This window comes from Haemophilus haemolyticus, assembly GCF_003351405.1.
Lineage (GTDB): Bacteria > Pseudomonadota > Gammaproteobacteria > Enterobacterales > Pasteurellaceae > Haemophilus > Haemophilus haemolyticus_N.
In genome coordinates, this window is sequence record NZ_CP031240.1 from 1,383,027 (window position 1) to 1,401,679 (window position 18,653).

An 18,653-nucleotide genomic window follows, 5' to 3' on the forward strand; every position below is an offset into this window, starting at 1 on the left:
TAAATTTGCCTTATGTTATCCTTTACAAAAAAATTTTAGGGTCACACTATGCTGAGTATTTTTGTTACTTTTCTTGGCGCATTTTTAACATTGATTGTGATGCGACCAGTTGCCAATTGGATTGGATTAGTTGATAAGCCAAACTATCGTAAACGTCATCAAGGCGCAATTCCGCTAATCGGTGGCGTGTCGCTTTTTGTTGGAAATCTTTGCTATTACTTGATGGAATGGGATCAGCTTCGATTACCGTATCTCTATTTGTTCAGTATTTTTGTTTTATTGGCGATAGGGATTTTAGATGATCGCTTTGATATCAGTCCTTTCTTAAGAGCGGGGATTCAAGCAATTCTGGCGATTTTAATGATTGATCTTGGGAATGTTTATCTTGATCATCTTGGTCAAATTTTAGGGCCTTTCCAGTTAACGCTTGGTTCAATTGGTTTGATTATTACCGTCTTTGCCACTATCGCGATTATTAATGCCTTTAATATGATTGATGGTATTGATGGATTGCTCGGTGGGCTTTCTTGCGTTTCTTTTGCCGCGATTGGTTTTTTGATGTATCGAGATGGGCAAATGGATATGGCACATTGGAGTTTTGCTTTAATCGTGTCGATTTTACCTTATTTGATGCTAAACCTAGGGATTCCATTTGGATCGAAATATAAGGTGTTTATGGGGGATGCGGGGAGTACATTAATTGGTTTTACCATTATTTGGATTTTGTTATTGAGTACGCAAGGAAAAGGGCATCCTATGAATCCAGTCACCGCACTTTGGATTATTGCGATTCCTTTGATTGATATGGTTGCTATTATTTATCGCCGTGTACGTAAAGGTAAAAGCCCATTCCGCCCAGATCGTTTACATGTTCATCATTTAATGGTGAGAGCAGGTTTAACATCAAGACAAGCCTTTTTATTGATTACGTTTGTTTCGGCAGTTTGTGCAACTATCGGTATTTTAGGGGAAGTTTATTATGTGAATGAGTGGGCGATGTTTGTTGGCTTTTTCATTTTATTTTTCCTTTATGTCTATTCAATTACGCGTGCATGGCGAATTACCCGTTGGGTCAGAAGAATGAAACGTCGTGCCAAAAGGTTGAAGAAAGCATAAAAATAAAGGCTTGTGTTATTAAATCACAAGCCTTTATTTTTTGAGAAAATTCACCGCACTTTTTAACATTTTGGCTATTTCTTTCTATAGATAGAAAAAATCCCCAGCCTTTTGGCTAGGGATTGAAATTTGGAGCGGGAAACGAGGCTCGAACTCGCGACCCCGACCTTGGCAAGGTCGTGCTCTACCAACTGAGCTATTCCCGCAATAATGCTTTTATAATGTAAAATTGGAGCGGGAAACGAGGCTCGAACTCGCGACCCCAACCTTGGCAAGGTTGTGCTCTACCAACTGAGCTATTCCCGCAGTTCACATCAGTGAATGTGGTCGCATTATACAAATATTTTTAGGGCTTGCAAGGGCAATTTCATAAAAAGAAATTTTTTGTTGAAGTTTTCGTCAATCTAATTTCATGAAATGTTCGCGATAATAAGCTAGCTCTTTAATCGATTCTCGAATGTCATCTAGCGCCAAATGCGTATTCTCTTTTTTAAAGCCTTCTAAAATTTCAGGTTTCCAACGTGCAGCAAGTTCTTTTAATGTGCTCACGTCTAAATGACGATAATGAAAATAATCGGCTAAATCAGGCATATATTTCACTAAGAAGCGTTTATCTTGGGCAATACTGTTACCGCAAATTGGCGATGAACCTTTTGGTACCCATTTTTTTAAAAAGTCTAAGGTTTGTAATTCTGCTGCACGTTCGGTGAGTTTGCTGGCTTTTACACGTTCAATTAAGCCGTTTTCACTATGTGTTTTTTGGCACCAGTCATTCATTTTATTGAGTAATTCATCAGACTGATGGACAGCCAACACTGGTCCCTCTGCTAAAATATTTAAATTTTTATCTGTTACGATAGTGGCAATTTCAATAATACGTTCTTTTTCCGGATCTAAACCGGTCATTTCTAAATCAATCCAAATAAGATTTTGTTTATCGAATGACATAATATCAGGTATCCTATGCAAAATTTTTTTTCATTTTACCAAAAACAAGGGAAAAAACGACCGCACTTTTATGGCTAAACGTAAATTAACTCAGAACCAAACCAGAAGAATTCAATCGAATAATGCGAAAACATTGCATCGCCATAAGAAAAAAGAGATTGAATGGTCAGATGAAATGCTTGGCGAATCACAAGAAGGTGTTGTGGTCACGCGTTATTCGATTCATGCTGATGTCGAAAATGAACAAGGCGAAATTTATCGTTGTAATTTGCGCCGTACCTTGTCGAGTTTGGTGGTGGGAGATAAAGTCGTTTGGCGTAAAGGTAATGAACAATTACAAGGTGTGAGTGGCGTGATTGAGGCGATTCACCCTCGAGAAAATGAAATTTCCCGTCCTGACTATTATGATGGTTTGAAACCCATTGCGGCGAATATTGATCGTATTATTATTGTATCAGCGGTGTTGCCAACGCTTTCCTTAAATATTATCGATCGTTATCTTGTTGTGTGTGAAATTGCGGGAATCACGCCTCTCATTGTTTTGAATAAAGTGGATTTATTGGCTCAAGAACAGCGTCAAGAAATTGAAGAACAACTTAAAATTTACCAAGATATTGGCTATGAAATTTTAATGATTTCAGCAAAGAGTGGTGAAAATATGGAAAAATTAACCGCACTTTTGGCACAAGGTACGGCGATTTTTGTTGGGCAATCGGGTGTCGGTAAATCGAGTTTAATTAATCATATTTTGCCTAGCGTAAACGCTCAAGTAGGGGACGTGAGTGAAACATCAGGGCTAGGGCAGCATACGACGACATCATCGCGTCTTTATCATTTGCCACAAGGCGGTAATTTAATTGATTCTCCAGGAATTAGAGAATTTGGGCTTTGGCATTTAGATGCCGAGCAAATCACAAAAGGGTATCGAGAGTTTCAATATGTTTTGGGAACCTGTAAATTCCGTGATTGTAAACATTTGAACGATCCAGGGTGTGCGTTACGTGAAGCAGTGGAGCAAGGGAAAATTTCGCCTGTTCGTTATGATAATTATCATCGATTAATTGAAAGTTTAAGTGAAACAAAATCACAGCGTCATTTTTCAGCAGTTTAACGATTGCGCACTATGTGTAATAAATAAACTATTTATCTTTTTTTTATGATTTAATTTCAAGCTTTTTAGTGTTTATTCTTGATTATTTTGCTTTGAAAAAGGATACTAGGACGACTTCCTAGTTTTTTTATTTTTTAACCATTAATTAGTAGAGGTAGCATTATGTACTCAAAAGATGTTGAAATCACCGTGCCAAACGGTTTACACACTCGTCCAGCAGCACAGTTTGTGAAAGAAGCTAAAGCCTTTTCTTCTGATATCACAGTAACGTCTGCCGGTAAGAGCGCAAGTGCAAAAAGTTTGTTTAAGCTACAAACGCTAGGTTTAACACAGGGTACAGTGATCACCATTTCTGCAGAAGGTGAAGATGAGCAACAGGCGGTAGACCATTTAGTTACTTTAATTCCAACCTTAGAATAATACTGACTTAGCCATAAAATTGAGAAATTTTATGGCTATTGTTTATCTATCCCTTTTTTAATTATTTCGGAAGGTATCTATGATTTCTGGCATTCTCGCATCCCCAGGTATTGCCTTTGGTAAGGCTCTTGTTCTTAAAGAAGAAAAGATTGTTCTTGATACGCAAAAAATTACTGATGATCAAATTGACGTAGAAGTCGCTCGATTTTATGAAGGTCGTGCATTGGCGGTGGAGCAACTTAATTCAATCAGAGAACGCGCATTAGTTTCTTTAGGCGAAGAAAAAGCCGCGATCTTTGAAGGTCACTTGATGATTCTTGAGGATGAAGAATTAGAAGAAGAAATTCTTGATTATCTTCGTTCAAATAAGGTTAATGCCGCAGTTGCCGCGAGCAAAATTATTGATCAACAAGTCACAATGTTGTCGGAGATCGATGATGAATATTTGAAAGAGCGTGCTGGTGATATTCGTGATATTGGTAACCGTTTAATTAAAAATATTTTGGGCATGTACATAGTAGATCTTGGCGATATTCAAGAAGAATCAATTCTTGTCGCTTATGATCTGACTCCATCAGAAACTGCTCAACTTAATCTTGAAAAAGTATTAGGGGTTGTCACTGATATTGGTGGTAGAACCTCTCATACTTCTATTATGGCTCGTTCTTTAGAATTACCAGCGATTGTAGGCACAAATAATGTGACCGAATTGGTTAATACAGGTGATTACTTAATTTTAGATGCCATAAATAATCACGTTTATATCAATCCAACACAATCTCAGATTGATGAATTAAAAACACTTGAAGCTAAAATTTCTCAGGAAAAAGCAGAGTTAGCTAAATTAAAAGATCTTCCAGCCATCACATTGGATGGACATAAAGTTGATGTGGTCGCGAATATCGGGACAATCCGTGATTGTGAAGGGGCAGATCGTAATGGTGCAGAAGGTATTGGTTTATACCGAACTGAATTTTTATTTATGGATCGTGAACAGCTTCCGACGGAAGAAGAACAATTCATCGCCTACAAAGAAGTCGTAGAAGCAATGAATGGACGTTTAACCGTGCTTCGTACTATGGATATTGGTGGCGATAAAGAGCTTCCATATTTAGATTTACCAAAAGAAATGAATCCATTCTTGGGATGGCGTGCAATTCGCATTGCGTTAGATCGCCGTGAAATTTTAAATGCACAATTACGCGCGGTGTTGCGTGCTTCAGCATTTGGTAAATTGGCGGTGATGTTCCCGATGATTATTTCCGTAGAAGAAGTTCAAGAATTAAAAGCGGTTATTGAAACATTAAAAGCGGAATTACGTGCAGAAGGTAAAGCGTTTGATGAGAATATCCAAGTGGGGGTAATGGTTGAAACGCCATCCGCTGCTGTAAATGCAAGATTCTTAGCAAAAGAAGTAGATTTCTTCAGTATCGGTACTAACGATTTAACCCAATATACTTTAGCAGTGGATCGTGGCAATGAGTTAATTTCACATCTTTATAATCCGATGCAGCCATCTGTGCTTGGTTTAATTAAACAAGTGATTGATGCTTCTCACGCAGAGGGAAAATGGACGGGAATGTGCGGTGAATTAGCCGGTGATGAACGTGCAACTTTATTGTTACTTGGTATGGGATTAGATGAATTTAGTATGAGTGCTATTTCTGTACCTCGAATTAAAAAATTAATCCGTAATGTGAATTTCCAAGATGCAAAAGCACTTGCTAATGCCGCATTACAAAAACCGACCGCTTCGGAAATTGAGCAGTTAATCGAAGAATTTTTGGCGGAAAATGCATTAAATTAAACAAAATTGTTTGATTTTACGTTAAAATAACAGCCATCTATGAATGGATAGGAGATTAAAATGGGCTTATTTGACAAGTTATTCGGTTCAAAAGAAAACAAATCTGTGGAAGTTGAAATTTATGCACCTATCTCTGGTGAGATTGTAAATATTGAAGATGTTCCAGATGTGGTTTTCTCTGAAAAAATCGTGGGTGATGGTGTTGCCATTCGTCCTTCCGGTAACAAAATTGTTGCGCCAGTGGATGGTGTGATTGGTAAAATTTTTGAAACCAACCATGCTTTCTCAATGGAATCAAAAGAAGGTGTAGAATTATTTGTACACTTTGGTATTGATACCGTTGAGTTAAAAGGTGAAGGCTTTACTCGTATTGCGCAAGAAGGTCAATCAGTTAAGCGCGGTGACACCGTGATTGAATTTGATCTTCCTTTATTAGAATCAAAAGCAAAATCTGTATTAACACCCGTTGTTATTTCCAATATGGATGAAATTTCTTGCATCGTGAAAAAATCAGGTGAAGTGGTCGCTGGAGAGTCAGTGGTATTAAGCTTAACTAAATAATTTCTTTACGATAAAAAAGTCCGCCTTTGTGCGGATTTTTTATTTATGTAAATAAAACTGTGGTGTAGATAGGATTCAAGGGAAAAATTAAAAATGATCTATAAACTTACTGGCTCACTCCAAAATTACGTATGGGGAGGGCATCAATATATTCCTCAATTACTGAATATTCCTGCGGAAGAAAATCAATATTATGCTGAATGGTGGTTGGGCGCTCATCATTCTGCGCCTTCAAGCATTGAAGTCGATGGTAAAAATTTGTTACTTACTGAATTTTTACAGAAAAACCCTACCGCACTTGGTGCACAAAGCCGAGCAAGTTTTGGTGATGAATTACCCTATTTATTAAAAATTCTTGATGTTGCCCAACCTCTTTCTATTCAACTTCATCCAACAAAAACGCAAGCTGAAATAGGTTTTGCGGAAGAAAATGCGAAAGGCATTGAGTTAAAAGCATCAACACGGACTTATAAAGATAACAATCATAAACCTGAAATGATGATTGCTTTATCTGATTTCTGGTTGTTGCATGGTTTTAAAAATAAATCGGATATTATCAAAACTTTAGAGGCACGATCATCTTTAGTCCCGCTTGCAAAAAAATTACATAAACAAGATTTACATGCTTTCTATGCCGATATTATGCAAGCAGACCAAGCTCAGCTACACCAATTGCTTTCCCCAATTTTGTTAGAGAATCAAGCAGCTTATGAGGCTAATAGTCTTGATTTAACTAATCCAGATTATTGGGTGCTTTACACCATTGATGCAATGAATATTTCTTTAGATAAATTAGATGCTGGTTTAATCTGCTTCTATTTGTTTAATATTGCGCACCTCAAAAAAGGCGAGGGAATTTACCAAGATGCTGGCATTCCGCACGCTTATTTGCGTGGGCAAAATATTGAACTGATGGCTTGTTCAGATAATGTGATTCGAGGTGGTTTAACGCCTAAATATGTGGATATTCCAGAATTGCTTAAAATTGTCGATTGTCGTGAAGTAGAGCCTAAAATTATCCCGTCGGCACCTCAAGACGCGCGTATATTTACTTATGCTACGCCTGCACAAGATTTCGCTTTGCAAAATATTCAATATGAATGTGGTGAAACTCATCATTTAAAAGCACAAAGTGCGAGTATTTTATTGGCGATGAATGGCCAGTTAAATCTACGCTCAGAAACGACCGCACTTTTTTTGAAACAAGGTGAGGCTGCTTTCATTACCGCAGGCGCTTCTTATGAAGTGGAAGGCTTAATTGAAGGCTACGCAGTGGTGGCAAAATTGCCTTAATTTTATACAAAATAGTCTATAAAAGTGTGGGTAGATTTGATAGACTTTTTATACAATCTATCCACTAAAGGAGAAAAATATGCTTGATGGATTTGCTATTTCTACATTAATTTTTGTGATATTAGTCGCATTAATTTTGTTTTCTACAGTGAAAACCGTACCACAAGGCTATAACTGGACAATCGAACGTTTCGGTCGTTACACAAGAACATTAATGCCTGGGTTAAATTTAGTGGTGCCTTTTGTTGATCGTATTGGTCGTAAAATTAATATGATGGAACAAGTTTTAGACATCCCTTCTCAAGAAGTGATTTCTAAAGATAACGCCAATGTTTCTATTGATGCGGTTTGTTTTGTGCAAGTGATTGATGCCAGAAGTGCGGCTTATGAAGTGAATCATTTGGAACAAGCTATCATCAATTTAACCATGACAAATATTCGAACCGTGCTTGGCTCGATGGAGCTTGATGAAATGCTTTCTCAACGTGATTCTATTAATAGTCGATTATTGGCTATTGTGGATGAAGCGACAAATCCATGGGGGATTAAAGTAACGCGTATTGAAATTCGTGATGTTCGTCCGCCTCGTGAATTGATTGATTCTATGAATGCTCAAATGAAAGCGGAACGAAATAAACGTGCTGAAGTATTAGAGGCTGAAGGGATTCGTCAGGCTCAGATTCTTCGTGCTGAAGGTGAAAAACAAGCTCGAATTTTAAAAGCAGAAGGGGAGCGACAAGAAGCCTTTTTACAAGCTGAAGCTCGAGAACGTGCAGCGGAAGCTGAAGCAAAAGCAACGCAGATGGTATCAGAAGCAATTACCAGCGGTGATACCAAAGCGATTAACTACTTTATTGCACAAAAATACACAGAAGCATTGAAAGAAATCGGTAGTTCAGGCAACAGTAAAGTCGTGCTTATGCCATTAGAAGCTGGCAATTTAATTGGTTCTGTTGCAGGTATTGCGGAGTTATTAAAGGGAGATAAAAAATCTTAATTTAGATAAAGTGCGGTGATTTTTTTAATCGTTTATCACCGCACTTTTGTAATAAAAAGCCCTTATAACAAATAGGAGAATCTATGACGGATTGGTTAATAAATTGGACACTTTGGCACTGGCTGATTTTAGGCTTTATTTTGCTTATTGGTGAAGTGCTTACACCAGGGATATTTTTGCTATGGTGGGGATTAGCAGCTTTAGTGACGGCATTTGTACAATTTCTTTTTCCAAGCCTTTCCCTTGCCTCACTTGCTATTTTTTATGCGCTATTAGCTTGTATACTTTCTGTGATTTGGTGGAAATATCAACATGGTAAAGATCGCCATGATCAATCTCATTCAACATTAAATCAACGCGATCATGCCTTACTTGGTAAACAAGGCATTGTTCAAGATCTTGGCGCAAATGGAATTGGTCGAGGTGCTTTTGGTGATACAACTTGGCGTATTCAAGGCGATAATCTCACGGTTGGCGCATTGATTGAAGTTGAACGTGTGGATGGCATTACGCTGATTGTAAAAAATATTTCTAATTAGTTTTGGGTTTTATTCGATAAGAAAAAACAGGCATCAAGCCTGTTTTTTTATGAGATTAAAATGTTCTTCCAACATTTACCGCACTTTGGGATTAGCCCAGCGTTGCTAAAATAATTTGTTCTTGATCAATGTGAATCCAAACTTGTTGCCCGATTTGCCATTGATTTGGCTGGTGGACTGTGGCACAAAATTCAATGTCGCTGTCAGCAAATTGAAGGATGGCTTCTTCTTCATTTAGTGATTTGATATTTACAGGGAACTGATTAGCCTGATTTTCTAGTGGTTTTTCACTAATTTTCACCCAAGGTGCTTTGAACATCAGCATCACTTCTTTTTCCGTAATGAGTTTCAAACGAGCAGAGCTTTTTGTGGTAATAGAAACTTGCAATGGCGTTGGTAATCCTTGCACATTCACATTCACGACACAACGAGAGTCAATGATTCGTTGTTGTGCCACTCGTCCAAAAAATTGATTGCGAGCGCTACTTTGTAAAGAAAAACGTGCAGTTGCCGTGAGCAAACTATCTAACGGCACAGATTCATCTTGTAGGATATGAAAGGCGTGTTCTTGCGTACGTTCTAATAAATCATAAAGCTGTAGCAAACGCTCGGCATAAGTGGTAAGCGCTGTGCCTCCGCCATTTTTTCCACCTGTATTTCGTTCAAGCAATGGGCGAGGACTGATTTTATTCATGGCTTCTAAATGATCCCATGCACTTTTATAGCTCACTTTTGCATTTTTCGCAGCTTGATTAATCGAACCGCATTGTTGAATTTCTTTGAGTAAACGCACTCGTTTTGGATCGATAAAAAGTGCTTGTTGCAGTTTAATGGTGAGTAAAATTTCGGTGTTTTTCATTTTGCGGTCCTAAGTAAGTATAAGCGTTATATATTTTACTAAATAATTTTTCTTTTGCTATATGATTGTTATTTATTTCAATATATAATTAAGTAAATAACGTTAAATCATAGGAGATGATTCATGAAAAAATTAACTAAAATTTCAACCGCACTTTTAATCGCGGGATTAGGCTTTTCTTTTGCGGCATCCGCTAAAGTAACTGTATTTGCAGCGGCTTCAATGACAGATGCTTTACAACAAGTTGCAAAAGATTACGCAAAACAAAATCCGAAAAATGAAGTAGTGTTTTCTTTTGCTTCTTCTTCAACTTTAGCAAAACAAATTGAAGAAGGCGCGCCAGCAGATATTTTTGTCTCTGCAAGCAATAAATGGATGAAATATCTTTCTGAAAAAGATTTAACCGTAAAAGAAACCGAAAAAGTTTTAGTGGGTAATGATTTAGTCTTAATCGCACCAGCAAAAAGTGCGGTAAATTCTGTGGATATTGCAAAAGGTGAATGGATCAATGCATTAAAAGATAGCTATTTATCTGTTGGCGATCCTGCGCATGTACCTGCTGGTCAATACGCAGAAGAAGCATTAACCAAATTAAATTTATGGGATAAAGTGCAAGAGCGTTTAGCACGTGCAAAAGATGTTCGTGGTGCATTAGCTTTAGTTGAACGTGCAGAAGCACCTTACGGTATTGTGTACAGCACTGATGCAAAAGTTAGCCAACAAGTTAAAACGGTTGCAGTGTTCCCGGCAGATAGCCATAAACCGGTTGTTTATCCCGTTTCTATTGTAAAAGGTCATGATAATGCGGATTCTCGCGATTTCTTGAAATATTTAGAATCAGATGCAGCGAAGAAAGTGCTTGTAGGGTATGGTTTCTCTGCAAAATAAGGTGGCATTTTAACATTTATTAAGGGCAGATATTTCTGCCCTTTGTTATTAGCGTTATTATATCTCTCGTAAATGTGGGATTTTTCCCATCAATCAGGCATTTAAACAGAGGCTATTTATTTTGCTTACCCAATTTTTTTTATTTTTCAATTTGACGCCAATGGAAATCTCAGCGATTAATTTAAGTTTGAGTGTTGCCGTCAGTTCCATGCTTTGGAGTTTGCCGTTAGCCATTTTTGTCGCATGGCTCTTAGCGCGCAAAAACTTCTATGGAAAATCCCTGATTACTGGCGTAATTCATTTGCCTTTAGTGTTGCCTCCTGTGGTTATCGGTTATCTATTACTTGTGGCAATGGGGCGCAATGGTTTCATTGGTAAGTATTTATATCAGTGGTTTGGTTTATCTTTTGGTTTTAGTTGGAAGGGGGCGGTGCTTTCCTCTGCTGTGGTTGCTTTTCCATTGGTAGTTCGCGCGATTCGACTTTCTTTAGAAAATATTGATATTAAATTGGAGCAAGCGGCGCAAACACTTGGCGCTTCCGCTTGGCGTGTATTTTTTACAATAACCTTGCCGCTTTCTTTACCGGGGGTTTTAGCTGGGCTCGTTCTTGGTTTCGCACGATCATTAGGGGAATTTGGCGCGACTATTACGTTTGTATCGAATATTGCCGGTGAAACTCAGACCATTCCCCTTGCGATGTATTCTTTTATTCAAACACCAGGAGCAGAAGAACAAACCGCTCGCTTATGTTTATTTGCTATTATTCTTTCATTGATTTCTTTGCTATTGTCAGAGTGGTTGAGCAAGCGAATGCAGAAAAAATTAGGACAAGGAAATGTTGCAGATTAATGTGAAAAAACAGCTCGGGCAACTTGCCTTGCAAGCGAATATACAAGTGCCAGATCAAGGTGTGACAGCTATTTTCGGTTTGTCTGGCTCAGGCAAAACATCGCTGATTAATCTCGTGAGTGGCTTGATACAACCAGACGAAGGATTCATCCGTTTAAATGACCGCACTTTAGTGGATATGGAAACCCAAGAATCATTGCCGACTCACTTGCGTAAAATTGGCTATGTATTCCAAGATGCGCGCTTATTTCCTCACTATACCGTAAAAGGAAATTTGCGATATGGCATGAAAAATGTCTCGCAAGATGATTTTAATTATATTGTCGATCTTCTCGGGATTACTCACTTATTAAAGCGTTATCCGCTTACGCTTTCTGGCGGAGAGAAACAACGTGTGGCAATCGGGCGGGCACTGCTGACTGATCCTGATATTTTACTGATGGACGAACCACTTTCAGCCCTTGATGTTCCCCGCAAACGCGAGTTAATGCAATATTTGGAACGTCTTTCTAAAGAAATTAATATCCCGATTTTATATGTTACACATAGCTTGGACGAACTGTTGCGTTTAGCTGATCGCGTTGTGCTGATGGAAAACGGCATTGTGAAAGCCTATGACAGCGTAGAAAAAATTTGGAATAGTCCTATTTTTGCCTCTTGGAAAGGGGAAAGCGAACAGAGTAGTGTACTTGCCTTGCCCGTTCATTTGCATAATCCTCCTTATAAAATGACCGCACTTTCGTTAGGTGAACAAGCACTTTGGATTCATCAAGTGCCTGCGAATGTAGGCGAGCGAGTGCGAGTTTGTATTTATAGTTCAGATGTTTCTATCACGCTGCAAAAGCCAGAACAAACAAGCATTCGTAATATTTTACGTGGCCAAGTCGCACAAATTGAAATACAAGATTCTCGAGTAGATATTGCCGTATTAGTAGAAGGGAATAAGATTTGGGCAAGTATCAGTAAATGGGCCCAAAATGAACTGCGTTTTGCTATTGGGCAAGATGTTTATGTTCAGATTAAAGCGGTGTCGGTGATGTAGTAAAAATGACCGCACTTTGTTTTTCTCCAAGTGCGGTTTTTTATTAATAATAAAGTTCATCCCTACCTTCTCTTTATCAAGATTTATTTTAGAAAATTATATAAAGAAAAATATTTGATTGTTCATAGAACTTTTAAACAAATCTTCACTAATTTGAAATAATAACTACATTTTGTTATTATGTATTAGCTTTTAGGAAACAAACCTTCAATTCCTACTGAACGTTTCCTTCAAAATCGCACTTCTATGTGCTGTCATTTGTAGTGGTTCCATTACACACTTTTGCCTCTAGGCAATGTTTATTAAATCTATTTTTTAATTTATTCACTTAATCGTTAAGGGGAAAAGTTTGTCTTTATTTCAATTTATGACAAAGCGAACGTCATTTAATCCTTTGGTAATTGGCGTTACATTATTTTTTGTGTTGTTACTTATGGCGATGATTTTAATTGTCCCAGCACAAACGCAAGCATTATTGAATCAAGCTAAAACTAGCATTTTTGCCAATTTTAGTTGGTTTTATGTTCTCACTTTTTCAGTGTTTTTAGGATTTTTATTAATTTTATCAGTAAGTAGTCTTGGCAATATAAAACTAGGGCAGGATGAAGAAGAACCTGAATTTAGTTTCTTATCTTGGCTTGCGATGTTATTTGCCGCTGGAATGGGGGTTGGGCTGATGTTTTTTGGCGTAGCAGAACCATTAACCCATTATCTTTCTGACATTACAACGGGTTCAGCCGAACATAAACAACAAGAAGCTTTACTTCACACCCTGTTCCACTGGGGCATTCACGCTTGGGCAGTTTATGGCACTATTGCTTTAGCATTAGCTTATTTTGGGTTTCGTTATAAATTACCTTTAGCATTGCGCTCTTGTTTTTATCCTTTATTAAAAGATCGTATTAATGGCAAAATCGGCGATGCGATTGATGTTATGGCGTTACTTGCCACATTGTTTGGGATTATTACCACATTAGGTTTCGGTTCATCACAGCTTGGTGCAGGGCTTGAACAAATAGGTTGGATAAGTCAGAACAGCTTTGCTTTACAAGTTAGCGTTATTGTTGTGGTAATGTGTTTAGCGGTGTTTTCTGCCATTTCTGGTGTTGGAAAAGGAGTGAAAATATTAAGTGAAATTAACTTAACTTTAGCATTTGGTTTACTTCTTTTTGTTTTAATTGCAGGGCCTACGTTATACCTTTTATCTGCCTTTAGCGACAACATTGGTAATTATTTCAGCAATTTAGTGCAACTCAGTTTTAAAACCTATGCTTATGAACAAGAACATACTAGCTGGTTTAGTGGATGGACTGTGCTTTATTGGGCTTGGTGGTGTTCTTGGGCTCCGTTTGTGGGTTTATTTATTGCCCGTATTTCTAAAGGACGAACTATACGTGAATTTATTTTTGGCGTATTAGTTATTCCAAGTTTATTTGGTATTTTATGGTTTACTGTTTTTGGTAATACAGCGGTATGGCTAAATGATGGCATTGCCGCGGGCGGGCTTGGCGAATTTATTTCTTCTCCAGAAATTTTATTATTTAAATTTTTAAATTATCTGCCTTTGCCAACAGTAACAGGCTTTGTGAGTTTATTAGTGATTTCATTGTTTTTTATCACTTCAGCGGATTCAGGCATTTATGTGTTAAATAACATTGCATCTCGTGATAAAAGTTTAGCTTCGCCTGCGTGGCAAGCCATAATGTGGGGAACGTTAATGTCAGTCGTTGCAATTGTGCTTATGCAGTCTGGTGGACTTGCTAATTTGCAAACAATGACATTAATTGTAGCCTTGCCTTTTGCTTTATTAATGTTGGTAATGTGTTTTAGTTTATGGAAAGGCTTAATTGCGGATAAAAAATATTTTTCTACTAAAGTCAATCCAACTAGCATTTTCTGGAGTGGCGATAAATGGAAATCACATTTAGAGCAAATGATGAACCAAACGCAAGAGAAAGATATTTTACGTTTTCTTAAAAATACGGCGTTACCCGCTATGCGAGAATTACGTCAAGAATTAACAGGAAAATATAATTTAAGTGTAGAAATCAACACATTATTTGAACAAGAAGAGCCAGCTTTGGAATTGGTAATTCATAAAGAATCAATGCGAGATTTTATGTATGGTATTAAATCTGTTGGGCGCGAAGTATCAGAGCAATTAATTAACGATGAAAATCTACCGCACATTCAACACAATGTTACTTATGAGCCTTACACTTATTTCTTTGATGGACGAGTCGGTTACGATGTTCAATATATGGATCAAGATGAATTGATCGCCGATATGTTGAAACAATATGAACGTTATTTAAGTTTGCTTGATGATGTGGGGCAGGAACTAATGGCACACGAGCAAACCGAACTAGCAGAGTAATCGATTTAAAGGTGCAACATGTGCCAGTTTTTTGGTTATTTAACTTGATTAATCAAAAATTGGGTTAATAGCGAAACAGGGCGACCTGTTGCACCTTTATTTGCGCCTTGTAACCAAGCTGTACCTGCAATGTCTAAATGTGCCCAGCGGTATTTTTTCGTGAAATTAGACAAAAATGCACCCGCTGTAATTGCGCCGCCCCAGCGACCGCCAATGTTGGCAAGATCGGCGAAAGGTGATTTCAGTTGCTCTTGATATTCTTCGCTTAATGGTAAACGCCACGCTTTGTCAGTGGTTTCTGTTGCCGCGTGAAGTAGTGCATTGGCAAGATCGTTATCTGTAGAAACTAAGCCACTGTTGTGTTGGCCAAGCGCAACCACACAAGCACCAGTCAAGGTTGCAACATCAATAACAAGCTCTGGTTCAAAACGCTCAATATAAGTGAGGGCATCACAAAGGACTAATCGACCTTCTGCATCGGTGTTGAGCACTTCTACGGTTAAACCGTTCATGGTGGTGAGAATATCGCCAGGGCGATAAGCATTACCATCTGGCAGATTTTCACAACCAGCTAAAACACCAATAACGTTTAATGGCAAGTTCAACTCTTCAATGGCTTTCATTGTGCCGAAGACAGAAGCTGCACCACACATGTCATATTTCATTTCATCCATGTCAGCGGCAGGTTTAAGTGAAATACCGCCCGCATCAAAGGTTAATCCTTTGCCGACAAGTACAATTGGTTTGGCGTTTTTATCTGGTGCATTATTGAATGTCAAAATAGACATATAAGCACGGTTTTCAGAACCTTTTGAGACGGCAAGATAAGCGTTCATTCCAAGTTTTGACATTTCTTCTTCATCCACAACTTTTAATGAAAGTGCGGTAGAATTTTCTGCTAAATTTTTTGCTTGTTCAGCAAGATAAGCGGGGTTGCAGATATTTGGTGGCATATTTGCGATGTCGCGTGCTGCTTTTATACCTGAGCTAATCGCATTGGCGTGAGAAATAGCTTGTTGTGCTTGATCACAATCTGTATTGAAGATGAAGGATTCTAAAACAGAGGCTTCTAGTTTTTGAGATTTGAAATGATCAAATTGATAATTGGTGTATTCAATCGTTTCAATGGCAAAGCGGATATTCCAATAAAGATCGCGATCTTTTAATTCAATTTCAGTTAAATAAGAAATGACTTCACGCGTGTTGGTTTCTTTTAGTGTTTTTAATACAGCTTGGATGATTTGTTTATATTGACGCTCCGTGAGTTCTCCTTTTTTGCCACAGCCAACGATTAACACGCGTTTGGCAGCCAGACCTTGAAGATCTCGAAGTAAAATAGTTTGGGCTAATTTGCCAGTTAGCTCACCCGATTTCACTAAGTCGTTTAAATAGCCTTGGGTTAATTGATCGATTTCATGGAAACTTTTTGAAAATACATTGTTCTCATGTACGCCTAAAACAATGCAATCACTGGCTTGAGAAAGTGCGGTATTTTTTGCTTGATATTTCATTTGATGTCCTTAAATTTCTGTTTAATTCAGCGAAAATAAGGTATCATACGCGACCGATTTTATCCAGTTTTCCCCCGTTTTAGATTTAGAAAAACAAACGAAATAAGATGATTTTAATTCGATATTTAACGAAAGAAGTATTTAAGAGCCAAGTCGCCATTTTGTTCATTTTATTGCTGATATTTTTCTCTCAGCAGTTAGTGCGCGTACTAGGATCTGCGGCTAATGGTAAAGTGCCAGCTGATTTAGTATTTTCCTTGCTTGGGCTAGGCATGCCTGCTATGGCGCAATTAATGTTGCCATTATGTTTGTTTATTGCGATTTTACTCACTTTTGGTCGTCTTTACGCTGAAAGTGAAATAACGGTGATGCATGCTTGTGGTGTCGGGCAACGTGTTTTAGTGCGTGTGGCGTTAATGCTTTCATTGATTACTGCGGGACTTGCTGCTTATAACGTCTTGTGGCTTTCGCCTTGGTCAATTCAAAAACAAGCGGCAATTGTGGAAGATGCCAAAGCGAATCCAACAATGGGGGCGCTTGCTTCTGGTCAGTTTATAGCAACGAATAACAACAATTTTGTTTTATTTATTGATAGTATCAAGGGAAATCAAATCAATGACGTGTATTTGTTCCAAACTGCACCAAAAGGACAAACGAAACCATCCGTTGTGACTGCTGAAAAAGGCGAATTAAAAGCGCTGCCAAATGGCGATCAAATTCTGAATTTACAAAATACGCAACGAGTTGAAGGCACTTCTGTTTTGCCTGATTTCCGCATTACGCATTTTGATGAATATCAAGCCTATTTGGGTCATCAGGAAACAGAAAATACGAATGATGAAGTCGCAGAATTAACATTGTCTCAACTTATCGGTTTAGATTCATCTTCTGCGAAGTCTGAATTGCATTGGCGTATTACATTAATTCTAGCGGTTCCACTCATGGCGTTAATTGCTGTGCCATTAAGCCGTGTAAATCCTCGACAAGGTAGATTTGCCAAAATTTTACCCGCACTTTTATTCTATTTAATTTATTTTTTATTACAAAGCTCCTTTAAATCTGCGGGGGCAGCAGGAAAATTAGATGCTGCTATTTTTATGCCTCTTGTTAATATTGGCTTTTTATTGCTTGGTATCGTATTAAATGGTTGGGATAGCGCTTCGATGTATAAATTCCGCCATTTATTCAGTAGAAAAGGATAAGCAAAATGATGAATACCCTCGATCGTTATATTGGAAAAAGTATTCTTGGCTCAATTTTTGCCACTTTGCTTACATTGGTTGGGCTTTCTGCCATTATTAAATTTGTGGAACAATTTCGTAGCGTAGGTAAAGGCACTTATGATATTTGGCAAGCGGTGGCTTTTACTGGCTTAACCATTCCAAAAGATATTGAAACTTTCTTTCCTATGGCAGCATTGCTTGGTGCGCTAATGGCTTTGGGCAACCTTGCGAGTCGAAGCGAACTCGTTGTTATGCAAGCTGCTGGCTTTTCTCGTTTTAAAATCGGAATGGCCGTGATGAAAACCGCATTACCATTAGTGTTGTTAACCATGGTGATTGGTGAGTGGGGGATTCCGCAAACTGAGCAGTTCGCACGTGATATGCGTGCTCGAGCGCTTTCTGGTGGTTCAATGCTTTCCATGAAAAATGGCGTTTGGGCAAAAGATGGTAATAATTTTGTGTTTGTTCGACGTGTGATGGATGACGCAAAATTAAACGATATTTATATTTATACTTTTGATCGACATCGTAATTTGACGGAATTGAAACATGCTAACCAAGCAAGTTATTCGGAAAATGAAAGTAAATGGACTTTACGTCAAGTGAACCATTCTATGATTAGCAAGGATGAAATCACGACAAGTAATCGCTTATCGGAAAAATGGGAAACAAATTTAACGCCAGATAAATTAGGCGCTGTTTCTTTACGTCCTACATCACTGTCTATTTCAGGTTTGTATAATTACATTTCATTTTTACGTGAAACAGGTCAGGATGTGAGTCGCTTTGAACTCACATTCTGGCGGAAAATTTTCCAACCTGTATCTGTTGGCGTAATGATGTTATTGGCATTATCGTTTATTTTTGGATCGCTACGCAGTGTGACAGCGGGAGCTAGAATTGTAACGGGCATCTGTTTTGGATTTTTGTTTTATGTAGTAAATGAAATTTTCGGGCAAATGAGCGTTGTTTATAACATGCCTGCTGTTTTCGGTGCGTTAATGCCAAGTTTGCTATTTATTGTGATGATTTGGTGGTTACTGAGTCGAAAACGGGATTAATTTAGATTATTCAAATAATTGCGTGTTCAGAAATGGCACGCAATATTTTT

General features: G+C 38.0%; 17 protein-coding genes and 2 tRNA genes. 14 read left to right on the forward strand and 5 right to left on the reverse strand.

Features of this window, described 5'->3' with window-relative positions; translation table 11 throughout:
* The first annotated feature begins 48 nt into the window (after positions 1–48).
* Entirely contained in the window at positions 49–1,116 is a 1,068-nt protein-coding gene (gene wecA, locus DV427_RS06890; RefSeq protein WP_114891777.1) for a UDP-N-acetylglucosamine--undecaprenyl-phosphate N-acetylglucosaminephosphotransferase, read from the forward strand.
* 130 nt (positions 1,117–1,246) lie between these two features.
* On the opposite strand, the gene DV427_RS06895 is transcribed toward wecA, so the two are convergent.
* The 3 genes from DV427_RS06895 to orn form a co-directional block, all read right to left on the reverse strand.
* Positions 1,247–1,322: transfer RNA gene (locus DV427_RS06895), tRNA-Gly, on the reverse strand.
* A 24-nt stretch (positions 1,323–1,346) separates the two neighbouring features.
* Positions 1,347–1,422: transfer RNA gene (locus tag DV427_RS06900), tRNA-Gly, on the reverse strand.
* 93 nt (positions 1,423–1,515) lie between these two features.
* A complete protein-coding gene (gene orn / locus DV427_RS06905) occupies positions 1,516–2,064 on the reverse strand; it encodes an oligoribonuclease (RefSeq protein WP_114891778.1) in 549 nt (182 codons plus the stop codon).
* Positions 2,065–2,134: 70 nt separating this feature from the next.
* Between orn and rsgA the strand changes: the two genes are divergently transcribed.
* The 7 genes from rsgA to DV427_RS06940 all read left to right on the forward strand — a co-directional run bounded on the left by rsgA (position 2,135) and on the right by DV427_RS06940 (position 8,792).
* Complete coding sequence (gene rsgA, locus DV427_RS06910) at positions 2,135–3,175, forward strand: small ribosomal subunit biogenesis GTPase RsgA (protein WP_114891779.1); 1,041 nt, start codon at positions 2,135–2,137, stop codon at positions 3,173–3,175.
* Between the two features lie 162 nt (positions 3,176–3,337).
* Positions 3,338–3,595, forward strand: a complete 258-nt coding sequence (gene ptsH / locus DV427_RS06915; RefSeq protein ID WP_114891780.1) for a phosphocarrier protein Hpr — start codon at positions 3,338–3,340, stop codon at positions 3,593–3,595.
* Between the two features lie 79 nt (positions 3,596–3,674).
* Positions 3,675–5,402 (forward strand): phosphoenolpyruvate-protein phosphotransferase PtsI, encoded by a 1,728-nt coding sequence (gene ptsI, locus DV427_RS06920; RefSeq protein ID WP_114891781.1) that lies wholly within the window; start codon positions 3,675–3,677, stop codon positions 5,400–5,402.
* 60 nt (positions 5,403–5,462) lie between these two features.
* Positions 5,463–5,963, forward strand: a complete 501-nt coding sequence (gene crr, locus DV427_RS06925) for a PTS glucose transporter subunit IIA (protein ID WP_114891782.1) — start codon at positions 5,463–5,465, stop codon at positions 5,961–5,963.
* Positions 5,964–6,056: 93 nt separating this feature from the next.
* Entirely contained in the window at positions 6,057–7,256 is a 1,200-nt protein-coding gene (gene manA, locus DV427_RS06930) for a mannose-6-phosphate isomerase, class I (protein ID WP_114891783.1), read from the forward strand.
* 79 nt (positions 7,257–7,335) lie between these two features.
* Entirely contained in the window at positions 7,336–8,253 is a 918-nt protein-coding gene (locus tag DV427_RS06935) for an SPFH domain-containing protein (RefSeq protein ID WP_005628412.1), read from the forward strand.
* A gap of 83 nt (positions 8,254–8,336) precedes the next feature.
* Positions 8,337–8,792, forward strand: coding sequence for an NfeD family protein (locus tag DV427_RS06940; protein WP_114891784.1), 456 nt, complete (start codon positions 8,337–8,339; stop codon positions 8,790–8,792).
* A gap of 91 nt (positions 8,793–8,883) precedes the next feature.
* On the opposite strand, the gene DV427_RS06945 is transcribed toward DV427_RS06940, so the two are convergent.
* Positions 8,884–9,651, reverse strand: coding sequence for a TOBE domain-containing protein (locus DV427_RS06945; protein ID WP_114891785.1), 768 nt, complete (start codon positions 9,649–9,651; stop codon positions 8,884–8,886).
* Positions 9,652–9,774: 123 nt separating this feature from the next.
* On the opposite strand from DV427_RS06945, the gene modA reads away from it, so the two are divergent.
* From modA to DV427_RS06965, 4 genes are all read left to right on the forward strand, one after another.
* Positions 9,775–10,539, forward strand: coding sequence for a molybdate ABC transporter substrate-binding protein (gene modA / locus DV427_RS06950; RefSeq protein ID WP_114891786.1), 765 nt, complete (start codon positions 9,775–9,777; stop codon positions 10,537–10,539).
* A gap of 121 nt (positions 10,540–10,660) precedes the next feature.
* The gene (gene modB, locus DV427_RS06955) at positions 10,661–11,389 is read left to right on the forward strand and encodes a molybdate ABC transporter permease subunit (protein ID WP_162790282.1); all 729 of its coding nucleotides are present in this window, start codon (positions 10,661–10,663) and stop codon (positions 11,387–11,389) included.
* The gene (gene modC / locus DV427_RS06960) at positions 11,376–12,431 is read left to right on the forward strand and encodes a molybdenum ABC transporter ATP-binding protein ModC (RefSeq protein WP_114891787.1); all 1,056 of its coding nucleotides are present in this window, start codon (positions 11,376–11,378) and stop codon (positions 12,429–12,431) included. Before modB ends, modC begins: the two co-directional genes overlap by 14 nt.
* 349 nt (positions 12,432–12,780) lie before the next feature.
* Complete coding sequence (locus tag DV427_RS06965) at positions 12,781–14,808, forward strand: BCCT family transporter (RefSeq protein WP_114891788.1); 2,028 nt, start codon at positions 12,781–12,783, stop codon at positions 14,806–14,808.
* A gap of 35 nt (positions 14,809–14,843) precedes the next feature.
* Here DV427_RS06965 and DV427_RS06970 read toward each other — a convergent pair whose 3' ends face one another.
* On the reverse strand, positions 14,844–16,319 hold the full coding sequence (locus tag DV427_RS06970) for a leucyl aminopeptidase (protein WP_114891789.1): 1,476 nt from the start codon (positions 16,317–16,319) through the stop codon (positions 14,844–14,846).
* 107 nt (positions 16,320–16,426) lie between these two features.
* Between DV427_RS06970 and lptF the strand changes: the two genes are divergently transcribed.
* Together lptF and lptG are read left to right on the forward strand one after the other, a co-directional pair.
* On the forward strand, positions 16,427–17,521 hold the full coding sequence (gene lptF, locus DV427_RS06975; protein ID WP_114891790.1) for an LPS export ABC transporter permease LptF: 1,095 nt from the start codon (positions 16,427–16,429) through the stop codon (positions 17,519–17,521).
* Positions 17,522–17,526: 5 nt separating this feature from the next.
* Complete coding sequence (gene lptG / locus DV427_RS06980) at positions 17,527–18,603, forward strand: LPS export ABC transporter permease LptG (protein ID WP_114891791.1); 1,077 nt, start codon at positions 17,527–17,529, stop codon at positions 18,601–18,603.
* Positions 18,604–18,653 lie beyond the last annotated feature (50 nt).